This window comes from Helicobacter bilis, assembly GCF_900198365.1.
In the GTDB taxonomy this organism is placed as follows: Bacteria; Campylobacterota; Campylobacteria; order Campylobacterales; family Helicobacteraceae; genus Helicobacter_A; species Helicobacter_A bilis_B.
This window is the reverse complement of record NZ_FZMS01000003.1, coordinates 1-16778: the sequence shown is the minus strand read 5'-3', so window position 1 is coordinate 16778 and position 16778 is coordinate 1. Positions and strand designations below refer to the sequence as shown.

Sequence of the window (16778 nt, the reverse complement as noted above, 5' to 3'; positions counted from 1 at the left end):
TTTTTCGGGGTTAAGGGGAGTGCCTCGCTCCTCCGCTTCTAGCTCCAATCGTGCGGAGGCAGTAGCGCCTCCTTTATCCACGATTTCCGCACCACGAAGCGGGCGAGATTCGGTGGCACTTCGTGCGATTGATTGATGGGATACTTCGCTATATTCAATACGACAAGCTAAAGATTCTAAGAATGCAAAATCAAGTTTTGATTGCAAACTTTCAAGTTCTTTTAGAATCAAAGCTATGGTTGTATCAATATTTTGCCAATCTAGGCTGCTAGCATTATCCCCCCCCCCCCCCACTAATACTTGCTTCTTCACAGATTCCTGTTTTTACTAAAATGGCTTTGATGAGCTTTTGATACTCTTCTATGCTCATTCTTATGGTGTTATACTGCTCTTCTACCTTTTCGCATTCGCTGACGATTTGCTTTTGAATCTCTAGGGGTGGGAGGGGGATTTGGACTTGTTCTTTTAAAATTGTGATATTTAGGCTTTTCCCAAATGCGTTATTGCCTCTAAGAGAATTTAGGTTTAATATTTTGCTTTCAAAAAACCAAAACAAGTATTTATCTAAAATTTTCAACTTATCTTTTGGTATAAGTCCAGCTATCGCTTCATTTGTGTATAAATCTTTTCCAGCAATGGCAGTCTTGCCTATGCTTAATTTAAAGCTTAAAAGCGTTGTGTCTTTAGGGATAAGTTTTACATTTGATTTTTTAATAGCTTCATCACTTATTTTTTCTTTTGTATCGGTAATGACTTGTCCGTTCATTTCGGCTATTGAAACCCATAAATTACTGCCTTGAAAATAGCTGTAATTGCTTCTTGTTGGAGTTCCACCAATTAAAACTTCACACACTTCCCCAAGCTTCACCAACTCATACTTACAATTTTCAAAAGGATTTACCCTAGATACTTCGCTACCGCTCAACATGACAAGGGGATTTAAAGAAATCGCTTTATTAAACTCCACTTTAGAAAAATCTAGCATATCTGTAAGCCTTGCTTTACAAGCATAGGGGCTTAAGTCTTGCGGGATAGGGCTAGAGATTTCTAAAAAGGCTTGGCGGATAAGGTGGGCTAGTTTGTTTGTATTGTGCGGATTATCCCTTTCAAAAAGGGGGGCTAAGGTAGGGGCTATGCAGCTCTTTTAAGCCCTCATCGCCTTTGCGATTACTCCATTCATAGCCTAAGAATCTTTTCTGCTCTTTGTTATCGCTTGGGGCTTTGATGATAAGAGGCGTTTGATTAAGACTTAGAGAGAAATAAAGGAGTTTATCCTTTTCTATTACTTTTGCGTAGGCTACAAAGGCGTTATGCGTTAAGGTGTCTTTGTCTTTAGAATCTTTATAAGCTTTGGATTCTACTAGCTTTTTATAATCGCTTGTTTGCATAAAGGTGGCGCGGTATTCTTTAAAAGGGGGTGTTGCAGCAAGGCTAGATTCTAAATTTCCGTTTAAAAAGCGTTCGTATGCTTCTTTTTCAAAGCCTCTAAAATCACAATAAGCTTCATAGGCTTTAGCATAGTCTTTATAATGCGGGTTTTGTAGTAAATTACCACTTTCTATGTAGTTTTTGATATTGCTATAATCTTGCGAAATGGTTGTATTTTCTGGTGTGTAATTTTCCTTTTTGCGTGTCCGGGACTAAGTAGTACACATAAACTTAAGCTCGTTTATGCGAGATTTTCTACGCTTTTTTTGAGCTCCTCAAAGCTATTTTGGATAGATAAAGATATGCCATGCACATTTTGAGAAGTTGTGAGATTATGTTTGGCAAAATCTAGGATTTTTTTCATATCTTCGTTTATGATTGTGAGATCTTTGCTCATCACATTGCTATGATCGATAAGCTTTTGGGTAGTTTCAAAGCTTTCATTAAAGATATTTTCAAAAGTATCAATCTTGGTGTTTGCATCGTTGGTGCGTGAGAGCAGACTTTCTACATTTTCTTTATTTTCTATGATGACTTGTTTGCTTTTATTGACATCTTGAGTCATTGCTTTGACATTATTATCGATTTCACCAAGGCTGTGTTGGGTATTTTCTGCTAGTTTTCTTACTTCATCAGCTACCACGGCAAAGCCTCTTCCATGCTCTCCCGCTCTTGCGGCCTCAATAGCGGCATTAAGCGCTAAAAGATTTGTTTGATCAGCAATCGAGCGCACGGTTTCAACGATATTGATGATTGTATTGGTATTGTTTTCTAGAGATTCAAAGTGCGAGATGAGATTGGCATTTTGGCTAAAGATATTTTCTACCAAATTATATACATCTTTAAGGAGTGCTCTAATTTCTTGCATAGCAGTAAACATCGATTCTTGCTCGGATTTGGTTTGCAAAATTTCTTCGTTAAAAGTTTGCAAAAGCGTGCTTGTAGAATCTGCTTTTGTGTTTGTAGATTCTACGATAATATTCATATCTTGTGTGAGGCTTTTAAGAGAATCTGCGATATTACCAAGTCCGTTGATATCTGTTTGACCACTTTTGACTTTTTCATGTATGGTTTCTACTACGGCTTGTATGCGCGCCTTAAAGTCATCAATAAGTGTGAGAATCTTGCCATTTTCTGTGCTATATGAAGTATTGATTTTGACTTTTGAAGCCAGTGTGATAGATTTTAATTCCTTAGCAATGATTTTTGTCATATTCACACCCCAAGTCTTTTCATCAATATCGTGCATGATAAGTGCGACCACGATGACAAATTGCACAATTTGCCCTATGAGATTCTCAGTAAAGAGCAAGGCATTGGTTGCGAGTATGATGATACCTAGAATGTGAATAATTCGCATACGAAAATAGAGTGATTTAAACATGATACTATCCTTTTTAAAAAAGTGCGTGATTCTAGCGTTAGAATCTTAATTTTAACATAAAAAGATATTTACAAGTTTATCGAAGGCATTTTCCTTGCCTGAAATATTATGTTTGCGTAAAATCTTAGCAAACTCGTGGTATTTACCCTCTTCTTTTAGCTCTTTTAGCTTAGAAAAAGTGGGGGTTGTCTCTAGAATCTTATAAGCATTCACATCATTTTCAAAAATGCCTTGCGTGAAAAATTGCAATTCATAGCTTTCTTTCCATACTGCAAAAAGTTCAGTGTTATTACTTGCTTTTTTATAGGATTTTTCTATATCGTTTTCTTGCAAGTATTCGTCATTATCAAAGGCTTGGATAATGTAATTTTGATATTTGATATTTTTAGATTCTGCTTCTAAATCGCTGGCGTAAAGGCACAAAAATTTTGTAGCTTTTTCTTGCTGAAAATAGCTAAAAAGCTGTCCGCCATTATTTTGCATTTTCTCCCATTCTTTGCTAAATTCGCTTTTGCTATTTTCCCCTGCGGTTTTGCACTCTATGATGAGATAGGGGGCGTTTTTATTATCACGCACTAAAATATCGGCTTTGCCACTTTTTGCTCTGCCACTTTGGCTCTAGCTCTAAAGATTCTGCTTTATAGCCTTTTTCTAATAATCTATGCACACATTCAAAGACGACAAAGTTTTCAGGGTGAGAAAAATTTGAAGTCGTGGCGTCGTGTATCTTTATCCCTTGTGGGTAAATAAGCTTTTGGTTAGCAAAATCCACTTGCATTATGTAGAAGTTTATGGTCTTTGTGTAAATATTTGCCTTTTTAGAATCTAGCTTTTCAAAGCCTAGAATCTCTAATACTTCTTTTAGATTTTCTTGTGTAACCATTGACTACCCTCATTAAGTACAACTAATAAACCATTCAAAACAGAATCTAACTTGCTAAATTGCTCACTGCAAATCACTTCCCTTATTCACCCAAACACCCTTTTGAATATAGAATCCACATTTTTTGTGTAGTAGCTAAACTCAAAACATTCGCGGATTGCCGCTATGCCGATAAGCCCCACGAGTTCGCTATCTGCTAAAAGATATTGTAAATAAAGCGATTCGCCCTTATCGTTTAACGCACTCTCGCCATTTTGTAAATCGCCCCAAACTTTCATCGCATTTCTTTGCACGATTTTATACGCATCTTCACGAGATACGCCCTTTTTAGGCAGTTCAAGCAAAATGCGTTGTGAAAACACAAGCCCGCCTGTAAGGTTTAGATTTTTCATCATATTTTTAGGATAGACCACTAGCTTTTCAAGCAGCCCTTTTAAGCGTATGAGCATAAAATCTGTGGTGATAAAGCTATCTGGCAAGATAAATCGCTCCACGCTGCTATGGCTAATGTCTCGCTCGTGCCATAGTGCTACATTCTCCATCGCCGGCATTGCATAAGCTCGGATCATTCTGCAAAGTCCTGTGATGTTTTCGCTTAAAACCGGGTTTCGCTTATGGGGCATAGCAGAGCTTCCCTTTTGCCCAGATTCAAAATACTCTTCTGCTTCATAGACTTCTGTGCGTTGCAAATGCCGCACTTCCACAGCGATTTTCTCACAGCTACTAGCAAGCAGGGCAAAATCGCTCATAAGCCTAGCATATCTATCTCTCTGTATCACTTGATTACTCACAGGGGCGGGTTTTAGCCCTAACTCTTTGCAGACGAGTTCTTCTAACTGCATAGGCGTATGAGCGAGATTGCCCATAGCCCCGCTGAGTTGTCCCACAGAGATGACTTCAAGCGTGGATTCTAACGCCTTTAAATGCCGCCCTAGCTCATCATACCAAATCGCTAAAACCAGTCCAAAAGTGATAGGTTCTCCGTGGATTCCGTGGCTTCGCCCTACCATTAGCGTGTCTTTATGCTGATAAGCCCTTGTTTTTATCGCCTCTCTCACTTGTCTTATATCATCTAAAATAATCTTTAAGCTATCTCGCATTTGCAGTGCCACTGCGGTATCTATGCAATCACTAGAAGTGATCCCATAATGCACCCAGCGGCTCTCCTCGCCCAAGCTCTCCGCCACAGAAGTAGTAAAGGCGATTAAGTCGTGTTTGGTAACCGCTTCAATCTCATCAATCCTAGCGATGTCAAATGTCGCATTTTTGCATATCTTTTCACAATCACTATCTGGGATTAGCCCTAGCTTATTCCAGCCACGCACTAACGCCTTTTCTACTTCTAGCCACGCGGAATACTTGGCATTCATATCCCATAGTTTTTTCATCTCTTCTCTTGCGTATCGCTCTACCATATCATTTCCTTAAGTTGTGTTTATAAACCTAGAAGTGTAGCAAAAAGTTTTTAGTATCATTTAAATTGTGCGTTTTAGAATCTTGTTAGTCTGCGGCAAGTAGATTTTGTGGTGAAATTTACTTGATAAAATGAGAAATAAAGTATTATCTCTTTTGCAGTTTAAGCTGGTGATTTTTACAGATTCTGTAATGTCTGATTCAGTTATACCTTTTAGGCACTTCTAAATTTTACTCAAAGATACTTTCACAATCTTTTTATTAACACTCTCTGCAGAGTCATAAAATTTATGTGATGTCATCAATGCTAGATGCATATACTATCTTTGCGATACAACATTATTTGTTAAAGATTCTGCAACTTCGTGTAAAAAGTTGCATACTGCGGCTTTGTCTTGTTCTTTTGTGTTGCCTAAGGTTGGGTTAAATTCACTCAGCTCAAAGGCGATGATTTTGTGTGAAAAAGATTCTATAATATCTTTAGTAAGCATGATTAGCTCTTGCATATACAGCCCATTTAGCTCATTGCAACCTGTGCTTTGAAACTCACTGCAATCAAGCACATCTATATCTACACTCACATAAATCTTTGTGCTTTGAGTTAAGACTTCTTTCATCTTTTCTATACAATCTGCCCTGCCCTTTTGTAAAGATTCCACACTAAAGACACATATATTTTTAGAATCTATAACATCTTGTTCTGCTTTCTCTAAGCTTCTAATACCGCAATACACAATATTTTCTGGTTGTATAGAATCTTTTGAGATATTCATTAACTTTTCCCAAGATTCTTCTTGTGCTTGTGTGAGTGTGTTTTTATTTGGGGCTTTATGTCCTATGAGAGCGGCTAAAGGCATACCATGTAAGTTACCACTAAAAGTGCTAAAAGGCGTGTGAATATCCGCATGTGCATCAATCCAAATTATGCCTATTCTCTCATCTGGCAATGCGTTTTGAATGCCTTGTGCTACTGCCAATGCACTTGAGTGATCCCCGCTAATAACAAATGGGAAATTCTTCTCACAAATAATCTCTTCAGCCCTTTTAGCGACTTTATCTTTAAAAAAATCATACAATACATTAATATGCTTTGTATAGTCATCTTTTTTTGCTGGTGGGATTATACTACTATCTAAAGATAAATAATTTTTATCATGCAAAATAGCAAGATTCTTCTCTCTCATATACTCACATAGCAACGCAACACCTTTTGCTGAGCCAAGCTTCCCCCCTGCAATATCAGAAGCTATCCCTAGAATTTCTATCATACCCTACCCTTTTTAGTGTATCGTCTATTAATGTGTCTCTTTTGTATGAAGCAATTTTCTTTTCATAAAAGCTAAAGCGACTAATATAAAAATTAATGCCAATGAAATGAAAATAAGCCTATTTACACTATCGCCCTCGCCTTGTGCGTAAGCATGCATACCTGTGCCAAGATAGAAATTCACCCCAAAATATGTCATCAAAATGCTAGAGAAAGCAAGCACTGCAAGGACATTATAGATATAAGGCAAATAAAGCGGTTTTAATAATCTCACATGCAGCACACACGCATACACGCCAACAGAGACAAGCGACCAAGTCTCTTTAGAATCCCAACCCCAATATCTACCCCAAGATTCATTCGCCCATACACCACCTAGGAATGTGCCAACAACAAGCATTAATATCCCAATAATCATACTCATCTCACTGATCGCACTTAAGGTAAGAATGGCAAAATCTACTTGTGGTCTTTTCTGCTGATTACGGAAGATAAAAAGGATAAGATTTGTAATGCCAAGCATGAAAGAAAGTCCTAAGAAACCATAACTTGCTACAATTACTGCAACATGGATATTAAGCCAATATGATTGTAAGACGGGCTGAAGATTGCCAATTTGTGGGTCCATAAAGCCCCAATGTGCTACCATTAAAGCCATACCCGCAAGAAAGCTAGCCCCACACATAGCAAAATAAGACTTACGCAAGATAATAACACCTGATAAAGCACTAGCCCATGCGATATAAAGCATAGATTCATAAGCATTACTCCATGGAGCATGTCCGCCAACATACCAACGCAAAATAAGTCCTAAAGTATGTGCGACAAACACACAAAAAAGCAAGATATAGCAAGTTTTGCCAAGCCATTTTGGAATCTGCTTATTACTCAAAATCGCAATAAAAGCTATAAAAAATAACAACATACCAAGTGTTAAATAAAAGTATTGTGATACTGGAAACACATCTGTTTTATTAAGAAAAAGTTCAGATTCTACAAGTGTAGGATTAAGATATAAGCTACCACCGACAAGGGCTTGATAGCGATTGTAAAAAAGAAGTGTTTCATTTAACTTCTCCCATTCGCCTAAAGCAACACCTACGCGTGTTTGCAAACGAAAATCTTCTAAGAAATAAACAAGCAGTGTTAGCTCTTTTCTATCTTCTGGATTGCTTTGCTGAATCTGTGTTATATCAAGCATATTTGGATTACCAAAAGGTATCCATGAGTCGCCATCTGCTGGAATTAGTCGCAAATAATACCATATTGAAAATGGCATAAGCAAGTCCATTTTCTCATGTAATCTTAAGACCTGTTTATCAAACTCATTGCGTTCAGAATCTCTTTTTTTAAGTGCCGTATTTACAAAATGATAAAGCTTGTATGCTTTCTCAAACTTCTCTAATCTCTCTGCATTAGGCGATATACTAAAAGCATATACATCGCTTAATCTATCTTTGTGAAACAAATCTTCAAACGATACATAGCTATCTCTAACGTCCAAAATATCAAGTATTTCTTTATTTGTTACTTTGATTAACCTTAGCTTTGCCATATCCTCTGGCATAGTCATAAGCCCTAGCAAAAACTGATTATGCTTTAAACCTTTAAACTCTTTTTTACCTGTAACTTTTCGCATAAGCTCATCACTATAGGTATCAAGCAGTTTAATACGCCCATCAAAGCCTTGTATCTGTATCTTTGCAAAACGCTTTAAAGTCTTATTGGGGATTTTTTTAAGCCCCTCTATTCTCTCTCTTATAGCTTCATCGCTCATATCCGCAAAAATGGGGGCAATTTTTTCTGCACTTTCTTTGCTTGTTGCAATGTGTGCTATGAAATCTTCATTTGCTTGTATATATTTTTCCCTTAGCTGCTTGTCTAAATGTGATTTTTTCTCACTATTAACACTATCTAGAGATTTTTTGCGGGGTAATTCTTGTGAAAATTCGCTTGTATCAGATTCTATATTTTTAGATTCTGTATTTGCATATAAAGGTGTGCTTAGTTGAAATAAGGCTAATCCGCAGAAAAGAAAAGCAATGCTTAATACCTTTTGCGATTTTACATAATTGCTTAACTTTCTAAAGCGAGAGTCATTGTCAAATAAAAGCCATAAAGCCCCAAGTATTAAGAGTGTATAGCCTATGTATGTTGGAATCTTTCCGGGGTCATTATTGACTGAAAGAATCGTTGCTGCATACAGCGGCATTCCATTTTCATCGTGCATTTCCTTGCCCTCTTCATCTCTTTTTACACGATATTCACTTTGGAAGAATCTATATCCCTTGTAGTCAAGCACATTATTCATAAATATCTTAAATGGATATTCGCCATGTGTTTCATCAATCACACGCACATAGGAAGCAAAGCTTGATGGCATTTGTGAGCCCGGATAATTTATCACTTCAAATTTATCAAGCTTTAATTCAAATGGAAGTTGTATAAATTTTGGTCCCCATGAAAGCGTAATAAAGCGATTGCCAAAACGAGCAATTGCCCTTTCACCGCGATTTGACAAAAGCATAGTGTGAGTAATACCATCATAGGTTACTTCAAACTTTGCTAGATAATGATTCTCTCTTTTTTTCGCATCAATCTCTTTGGGATCTATCTCTCTATTCTCATTTTTTGCTTGTTCAAAAAGAGAGCTTAAAGAATAGTTAATAATAGAAACGGATTTAATACTTAAAGGCTTATCAAAGGCTTCTTTTGTATCTAAGCTAAATTTTGAGAATCTCACATAAGGACTAAGTGAAATATCATAACCCTTTTTAAAGCTATCGAGCGGCAAAATATCACTTTGTGTGCCATTCTCCCCGACATCATTACTCACAAGCACATTTAAAAAGTTATCCCTAGATTCTATAAAGCTACTACTTCCCCCATCTTCTAGCACCATATTCCCCTCAAAGCCATAATAACGAGTAATACCAGCCCCCATAATAATCACAATCAAAGCAAAATGGAAAGTATGCACGCTGACTTTAAAGCCATTATATTTCACACTCTTTAGCATACAGCCAAATAGACTAAGCCCAAGCCATGCATTAAGCAACTCAAACCACCATGACGCATAAATCACATCATGTGCGACAATAGAGCCATACTCTTTCTCTACAAAAGTAGCCCAACCGATACAAGCCGCATAAAGCACCATGAGAAAAATGCTAAGGGGCATGGACGCAAAAAGATTATTCAAAAGTGCCTTAAACAATACAGAAAGTTTTGCCATAATATCTCCACTTACAATTCACTACAAAAGAGATTCTCTAAAAGTTTAACCCTAAAAATTTAATTTGCCATGCGTGTATTGCTCTATAAACATAGCCATACGCTTTTCACTATTTTTTTCATCACCATAACCTTTGTTTTTTACAAATTGTAACATGGCATTAAAATAATTAGCATCATATCCATCAAGTTTTAGAATCCTAGTCCCATCACTCTCTAGCCATATAATAAGTGGAGTTTTCACCGCACCATAATATCTTGCTAAATCATCACTTTTTAGACTTTTTTGCATATAGGCTACTTCATGTGTTTTGCTATAACTCGTATTTACATAATAGGTTACAAAGTTATCTTTTATAAGATCATGTAATGTTTGATTATCACGCATATCTTGTTTTAATATCTCGCAATATTTACAATTATTCACACCAAAGATAAGCATAATAGGCTTAGAATCTGATTCTATACGCACATTATTGCTGATAATATCTTCTAGTCCCTTATATCCAGCCACATCGATATTTTCTAGCTTTGTATCTAGCTCTTTTGTGCTTTGTTCTCCATCGCTAATTGAGATATTACCATCTTTACAGCCAGACATAACACAGCAAAAACCTAATATTGCCATACTTAAACTTTTCTTAAAAACTTTATTCATAACAATCCTTTTTTTGTATTTAATAAACCTTTAACGCTTTTTAGACTTTAGTCGCCCTACCCTATTTTATAGAATCTTATTTTGCACCTTTTGCTAAATCCTCTTCATATTCTAAGAATCCAGCCACACGCTCTTTTGGGCTATTATAATTTTTCCAAATATCATTATAAATAAATTCTAATAAATGTATTATCCTTTTCTCCCCGGGGAATCCAGCTACACGCATAATCTCTTTACCATCAGTGCTTACAAACACGATTAAAGGCAGGGATTCTAACTTATAGAGTCGTGCGGTATCAAGTGAGCTTAACCCAGAGAGATTGAGATAGGGGATAGAGTGCTTTTTCTTATCGCTTAGATTGATATAATAGGGCAAGAAATTTAGCGTAATATAGCCTTGTATCACATCATTACCGATTAAACTTGCACTCAAAATGCTACAATGATAGCAATCATCTTTGCCAAAGACTATCATCACAGGCTTATCACCAAGCTGAATGCTTTTACTATTAAGAAAGATAGAATCTAAATCATCATCTATATTCACATTCGCAACTTCTTGCTTTGCCATAGCATTTTCATTATGATTTGCATTTGCTTGCAAGATTCCAAACACACCAAAAACTAACAAACATAAAAGCATTGTGCGTATCTTACATTCCATCTTGATACTCCCTTTATCCACAAAGCATAAAAGCCTATATTCTACAATCTTAAAGGAAATAAAGCTTTAATAAACTTGCTTAGATTCTATGTTTAAAATGCAATAAGTTACCAAACTATAAGGCAAAATCTCTAGCTTAGATTCTATATTTTGAGATACTTCACCTAAGGCGTAGTTATGACAAGAGAAAACATTATCATTTTGAGTTTGCGTAGCAAACGAAAAATCCCTATGCGTGTCATATTGAGTCCTTTTTCCTTTGTCATACTGAGCGTAACGAAGTATCTTGTCTTTTCATTTTATACTTTTCTTGTCATGACTAAAGCATAGGCAAAGTATCCCTTTATATTCCTTAAACCATAATAATACCTAAGCAAATATTACCTTTAATAGCATATCCCACATTGCTTGGATATTCTGAATCTGCTTTGTGTTATTTTCAATCTTATTTTGAATGCCATTTAATTGTTCGTTCAGTATTCTTATAATATCTGTATGCGGAAGGTGTATATTGACTGCTTTTAATGCTGCGATAGTTAAAGCTTGTTGAGTGCTACCAATAGCAATGGAATCTAACTTTTCTTTTCCTTGTGGGGATTTAAACCAATAAAACAAAAATAAGCTTATAATGTTTTTAAAATTTTTAAACCAAGTTAGATTACCATCTTTAAAATAAAACTTTTTATCCTTTGGCACAAGATAGGGAATCCCCAAAGTCCCAACTGAAGTGAGCAGAATATCATTTGCTTGTGGCACTCCAAATTTATTTGCTATATCGTTGTATTTATTTTCATCAATAAATAATTCATTTTGTGGATTATTGCCCTTGCTAAATTCTATAATTTCTTTACTTCTATAAAAGGGGATTCCATATTCTACATATTCGCTATAAAAAATTCTTTTGCTTGAGGTGATTTCTGCAACTTCCCCAAGCCTTACTTCCTACCATTGCTCTTTATGGAGAGATTGTAGAAAATTTTCACAATGCTGTTCTTTTAGATTCACAATCATTTCCCACCTATAATCTCTAAATTGTTTAGAATCTTTTCACTTAAGATCCTCTCTTCTTTGATTTGAGATTCTAGCTCGGCTTTTAAGCGTGTAAATTCTCTTTCAAAATCAAAGTCTTCTTCATCTTCTGCCAAGCCCACATAGCGACCGGGTGTGAGGACATAGCCTAGATTTGCTATCTCTTCTTTGCTTACACTTTTACAAAAGCCTAGAATATCGCTGTATTCCCCATCTTTTTGCTCTTGTGCCTTTTGCCATTTGTGATAAGTCTGTGTGATTTTAGCAATATCGCTTTGAGTTAGAATCCTATTTTTACGATTGATGAGCTCACCTAGATTTCGTGCGTCAATAAAAAGCGTGTTGTTATGGGATTTATTGCGTTTGATAAACCACAGACACGCTGGAATCTGCGTGTTTAAAAAGAGTTTTGCGGGGAGATTGACAATACATTCTATAAGGTTAGATTCTATTAAGTTTTTGCGGATTTGCCCCTCTGTGCTTGTATTGCTTGTAAGAGAGCCTTTCGCAAGGACAAATCCCGCCCTGCTTTAAAAGCTAAGATTCTATATCTTCGCCTAGCTCATAAATCCCATTTTTAAGCACAATCTCATTGCGATTTGTCTCAATTAGCCCTTGTGTTTTTAGCTCTTTTATCACTCTTGTAACTGCTTCTCTAGCACTGCCAATATTATTTGCTATACTCTCTTGACTTGCTTCTACGCGGTTATCTTTAGCATTGCTTAATAGAAATTTTACTACGCGATTTTTAAGACTTTTAAAGGTTACATCATTAATCGTGTCAAAGGCTTGTTTTAGGCGTTTAGAGACTAGTGAGAGATTAAAACGCATAATAGATTCATTTGTGTGCGTAAGTGTCTCAAAAATCTTATTTGGCAGGATAAACACGCTAGAATCTTCCATAAACTCAAGCACCACATCAGCCTTAATGTGCGATAAAATACAGCTTGTAGAGATGATACAGCACTCTTTTTCGCTTATGGTAAAAATGGTGATTTCCTTAGCATTGCTTGATACGCTAAAAAAGCGGACTTTCCCGCTTAAAACATACAAAAAGCCTAGTAACTCATCGCTATCAGGGTAGATTCTATATCCCTTTGTGTAGGCTTTTACAATGCCCTTATTTTGCAGGACTTCAAGGCTTCTCTCATCGCCACATATTGTGGTGTTTATCTGCGTTAAGATGTCTTTAGTGAGTGGTTGCATATTTCCCTTTTGTGATAAAATCGCTTGAATTATAACTTAAAAAGGTTAGTGTTGAATCATGCATAAAGATAGATCTTAGCCATCTGGCCAAACAAAAAAAGGGGATAAGTAAAATTTTAGATCCATTGTATTAAGAAAGCATTGTCTCTTTGCCCATAGTTGCAGATCAAAAACTAAAAATGCTCTACTGCACCCAAATAACAACCGCTGGAATCCAAATCTATAACTAGAAACCACATTACATTGCAATATTTAATCCCCTATCCAAAACCACCTAAAAATTATATCTCAATTCTGCATAGTAGTTTCTACCAAGGGCTGGGGCATAGAATGGGTATTTTTGATAGGTAGCATACCAAGAGTTAAAAAGATTTCGCACGCCGACATTAATTTTTAAATCTTTAATGCTAAACATAGCACCTAAATCACTCAGCACATAGCCACCCTTATTCATAATATGACTTTTTCCCGCTGTGCTACTTGTGCCACTTGTAGAATCAAGTGATTGTGAAATGTAGGTATTATTGAAAAAGAGTGTAAGGCTTAATGTCTCTGTGCGTAAAATATCAGATTCTATATTGAGAGTTGCTTTAAGCCATGGGACATAAGGCACCATGTTGCCTTGCAAATGGGCGTTTGCGACATTTGTTTGCAATATATTCGTATAAAGCATGCCTATACTTTCACTTAGTCTTAGCCATGAAGTATCAAAAAAGCTTTGTTGCGCGCTAAGTTCTGCACCCACTCTTTGTGTCTGTCCTAGATTGCTATATGTATAGGCTGTGCCATGCTTGATATTATTTACAAAAATCTCATTAAATGTGTGCGTATAAAAAAGTGTCGCAGAAATATAGCTAAAGTCAAACTCATCTTTCATGCCTATTTCAGCTGTGATATACTGCTCTGGTTTAATGCCGTTTGATTCATTTCTCTTTAATTGACTGCCATTGTTGCTACTATTTATACTTGAGTTTGGATCGGCATTAATCATTTGAAAAGCACTAGGGCTTATAAAGCCTAACTCTAGCTTTGCATAAGTGCTGCCTGTATCGCTGTATTGATAGCTTGGTGTGATTTCTGCGGCATAGCTTAGATTCTGTGCGTGGTCCTTGAAGTTAAGATATTCGCTAGATTCTGTTGTGTTGCCATTAGTTTTTGTTTTTTGCCAATAGTCTTGTATATTTTGCATCCAGTAGTTAGAATACTCTAGACGCACACCACCACTAAGCTTTATGGAATCTGTAAAGCTAAAGCTATCAAATACATAGAGACTATTTGAGAGCTTTATAGCTGTATTTGTGATGTTTGTTATATAATGCACCATTTGTATTTGTTGCTGAACATTAGGCCTAGGAGGCACGACCACCCCTCCTGCATTCATGGGAAAAAAGTGATCGATATGATTTATACGCTTTGAAGATTCTAGGATATTATCAAGTCCTAGTATAAGTGTATTATTTGTCGTTGTGTATTTTGCCTTTAGATTCAGTCCTGCGGCATGATTTTGGAATCCACTAGGCTTTCCCATATCCATGATACCTGCTGGACAAAATGATCCCGTTGCCTTTGTGCTAATGCAGTATTCATACTCCATATATCTTGTAAGTGAGAATTGATAAAAGGCTAATGCATCAAAGTCTAGATTCTCACTCCATTTTGTCGTGTAGTTGAGTGAAGTTTGCAGGGAGTCATTTTGCGTTTTTATGGTGTATTCATCTGGGTTGTTTCGCTCTTTTTTTATGGTGCTGTCATCTTTTGTGGTGGTTGTCATACCACCACCACTGCCCCTTACGCTAGAAGTATATGAGAGATAGCTTAGAGGGATATTTTGCCATGAGTGTGAGTAGCTTATATTAAAGTCAAACTTTTGATTTTCACTGAGATTATATAGGGCTTGAAAGGCGGTGTAGAGATTTGTCTCATTATCATTGCTAAAGGCTTTAATCTCACTTTTATCAGTAGCCACACCCGCAGCATTACGCGCCCCGGGCGTATATCCCGCACTCACATCGCCTTTTATGAATAGATTCTCACTCAATTTTTTACCACTCGCAATGCTTAAACTCCCACCTTGAAGCCCCACACTCTCCCCACTTATCGCTTTTAATACTACGCGGTTAAAATCCTTGCTTGGCATTTTTGTAACAATATTTATAACCCCACCCCTTGTGCCATTACCATACACTACAGCCCCACCGCCGGGTATTATCTCTATCCTTTCTATATTCTCAATATCTATATTATTATAGGGCGAAACGCCATGAGAGGTATCTAGCAGGGATATAGGCACACGATTGACTAGGATTTTCACCGCACGATTGGAATCTAGTCCTTGACCCCTTAAGTCTATATTATTGCCAAATATACTGCTATTACTATTAAAAGTGATAAGAGGGCTGTATTGCAAAGCTTGATTGAGATTTAAAAAGCCCTTGTTTTGCAACTCTTCTTTGTCTATCAATACAATATTTTTTGCCTCATCTTTGAGTGGTAAATCAAAGCCTGTGCTAGAGGTTACCACGGCATTTAGTCGCTTTGTCTGCGTATCTGTATCACTTTTTTTAGAATCTAGCAGGGCAGCTAGTTTGTCATCTGTCGCTATTTCATTCGCACATAAACTTTGACTTAAAGATATGCTTAGTAATGCAGCGGATAGAATGAGTTTTGAACCTTTTTGTGTTGGTATATTACACATTGAAATACTCCAAATATAAAATAAGAATTAATATTATAATTATATAAAATATTATTTATGATAATTACTTGCATAATTGAATATTAAATATTTTAAGTAAAATATGTTACTTTGAGTAACTATATTTTAGATAGATAGGAATTGTATGAGATAAAAATATTGAGATTATGGAGCCTACATTTATTCATTCACAAGACAAGAAGAATACTACAAAATCCCAAAAGGAATCCACAAAGATAATCGCTTTGATATGATGAAGCTAAAACAATATTTTGAACAAGGCAAAACGGAAGCGGATTTCCCACCTGATTTTTACCCATCACCTTCAGGAGTAAGACAGGCGATAGAAAATGATTTAAACATTAAACCTATAAAAGAATTTGGCACAAACTATGCAGAACATTATCACAGCGGGGAATCTGCTATACAAAAACTCATAAATGAAGCACAAGCACATAAAGAAAGCGGAGCTAAAGGCGAGTATAAAGGGCAAGTAGCAGGGGCGTTTCATCGTAAAGAATTAGGGGATATTGACTTAGTTTGGGGAAATGATAAAATAGGCTTACAAAAGATAGTGGAAAAACATTTAAAAGACTTTGCAGGAAATAATGCTTATGAAAAAATGTCAAATGCAATGAATGAGATTATACAAAATGGCAAATTGCTTACCGAAAATGGTGTAAATACGCTATGGTATAAAAATGGCAATGAGTATTATCTCGTGGGAATCTCAAAAGGATTTAATAAAAAAGGTGATAACAATTGGGTTATAGCGAGTTATAAAAAGACAAAAGGTAAAATACCTGATGAGATTCAAGGCGACACCGCGAACCTGTCCGCTTATAGCGATGAATTTAATCCTTTACTGACTTCTAAAGATGAACCTTTAAACTCTAAAGACATTATACCACAAAATC

The 16778-nt window shown here is 36.3% G+C and carries 12 protein-coding genes and 4 pseudogenes; 2 read left to right on the top strand and 14 right to left on the bottom strand.

Features of this window, described 5'->3' with window-relative positions:
* The 10 genes and pseudogenes from C6H08_RS00605 to C6H08_RS00560 form a co-directional block, all read right to left on the bottom strand.
* Nucleotides 1-312, bottom strand: a 312-nt coding sequence (locus tag C6H08_RS00605; RefSeq protein ID WP_158656780.1) for a hypothetical protein, incomplete at its 3' end; no start/stop codon positions are given.
* Nucleotides 275-877: pseudogene (locus tag C6H08_RS00600) on the bottom strand (restriction endonuclease subunit S); the annotation flags it as partial. The pseudogene C6H08_RS00600 and the gene C6H08_RS00605, both read right to left, overlap by 38 nt.
* Before the next feature lie 229 nt (nt 878-1106).
* Entirely contained in the window at nt 1107-1388 is a 282-nt protein-coding gene (locus C6H08_RS00595) for a hypothetical protein (protein ID WP_034563950.1), read from the bottom strand.
* Between the two features lie 281 nt (nt 1389-1669).
* Complete coding sequence (locus C6H08_RS00590; protein ID WP_034580404.1) at nt 1670-2812, bottom strand: methyl-accepting chemotaxis protein; 1143 nt, start codon at nt 2810-2812, stop codon at nt 1670-1672.
* A gap of 54 nt (nt 2813-2866) precedes the next feature.
* Nucleotides 2867-3695: pseudogene (locus C6H08_RS00585) on the bottom strand (type I restriction enzyme HsdR N-terminal domain-containing protein); the annotation flags it as partial.
* 86 nt (nt 3696-3781) lie between these two features.
* The gene (gene purB / locus C6H08_RS00580) at nt 3782-5110 is read right to left on the bottom strand and encodes an adenylosuccinate lyase (RefSeq protein ID WP_034563960.1); all 1329 of its coding nucleotides are present in this window, start codon (nt 5108-5110) and stop codon (nt 3782-3784) included.
* Between the two features lie 318 nt (nt 5111-5428).
* Complete coding sequence (locus C6H08_RS00575) at nt 5429-6376, bottom strand: arginase (protein WP_034563963.1); 948 nt, start codon at nt 6374-6376, stop codon at nt 5429-5431.
* Nucleotides 6377-6403: 27 nt separating this feature from the next.
* On the bottom strand, nt 6404-9610 hold the full coding sequence (locus C6H08_RS00570) for a cytochrome c biogenesis protein CcsA (RefSeq protein WP_034579427.1): 3207 nt from the start codon (nt 9608-9610) through the stop codon (nt 6404-6406).
* A gap of 51 nt (nt 9611-9661) precedes the next feature.
* On the bottom strand, nt 9662-10267 hold the full coding sequence (locus C6H08_RS00565; protein ID WP_034563967.1) for a thioredoxin fold domain-containing protein: 606 nt from the start codon (nt 10265-10267) through the stop codon (nt 9662-9664).
* Between the two features lie 76 nt (nt 10268-10343).
* The gene (locus tag C6H08_RS00560; RefSeq protein WP_034563969.1) at nt 10344-10931 is read right to left on the bottom strand and encodes a thioredoxin fold domain-containing protein; all 588 of its coding nucleotides are present in this window, start codon (nt 10929-10931) and stop codon (nt 10344-10346) included.
* A gap of 177 nt (nt 10932-11108) precedes the next feature.
* Here C6H08_RS00560 and C6H08_RS11160 point away from each other — a divergent pair, with 177 nt between their 5' ends.
* A complete protein-coding gene (locus C6H08_RS11160; protein ID WP_158656779.1) occupies nt 11109-11261 on the top strand; it encodes a hypothetical protein in 153 nt (50 codons plus the stop codon).
* Between the two features lie 39 nt (nt 11262-11300).
* On the opposite strand, the pseudogene C6H08_RS00555 reads toward C6H08_RS11160, so the two are convergent.
* The 4 genes and pseudogenes from C6H08_RS00555 to C6H08_RS00540 all read right to left on the bottom strand — a co-directional run.
* A pseudogene (locus C6H08_RS00555) lies at nt 11301-11858 on the bottom strand (restriction endonuclease subunit S); the annotation flags it as partial.
* An 80-nt stretch (nt 11859-11938) separates the two neighbouring features.
* Nucleotides 11939-12484, bottom strand: a pseudogene (locus tag C6H08_RS12390) (N-6 DNA methylase); the annotation flags it as partial.
* Nucleotides 12485-12497: 13 nt separating this feature from the next.
* The gene (locus C6H08_RS00545) at nt 12498-13166 is read right to left on the bottom strand and encodes a Crp/Fnr family transcriptional regulator (protein ID WP_080745656.1); all 669 of its coding nucleotides are present in this window, start codon (nt 13164-13166) and stop codon (nt 12498-12500) included.
* A 274-nt stretch (nt 13167-13440) separates the two neighbouring features.
* The gene (locus C6H08_RS00540; protein WP_034579430.1) at nt 13441-15861 is read right to left on the bottom strand and encodes a TonB-dependent receptor; all 2421 of its coding nucleotides are present in this window, start codon (nt 15859-15861) and stop codon (nt 13441-13443) included.
* A gap of 250 nt (nt 15862-16111) precedes the next feature.
* Here C6H08_RS00540 and C6H08_RS00535 point away from each other — a divergent pair.
* Nucleotides 16112-16778: putative barnase/colicin E5 family endoribonuclease (locus C6H08_RS00535; RefSeq protein ID WP_459178052.1), on the top strand; the 667-nt coding region annotated here is incomplete at its 3' end.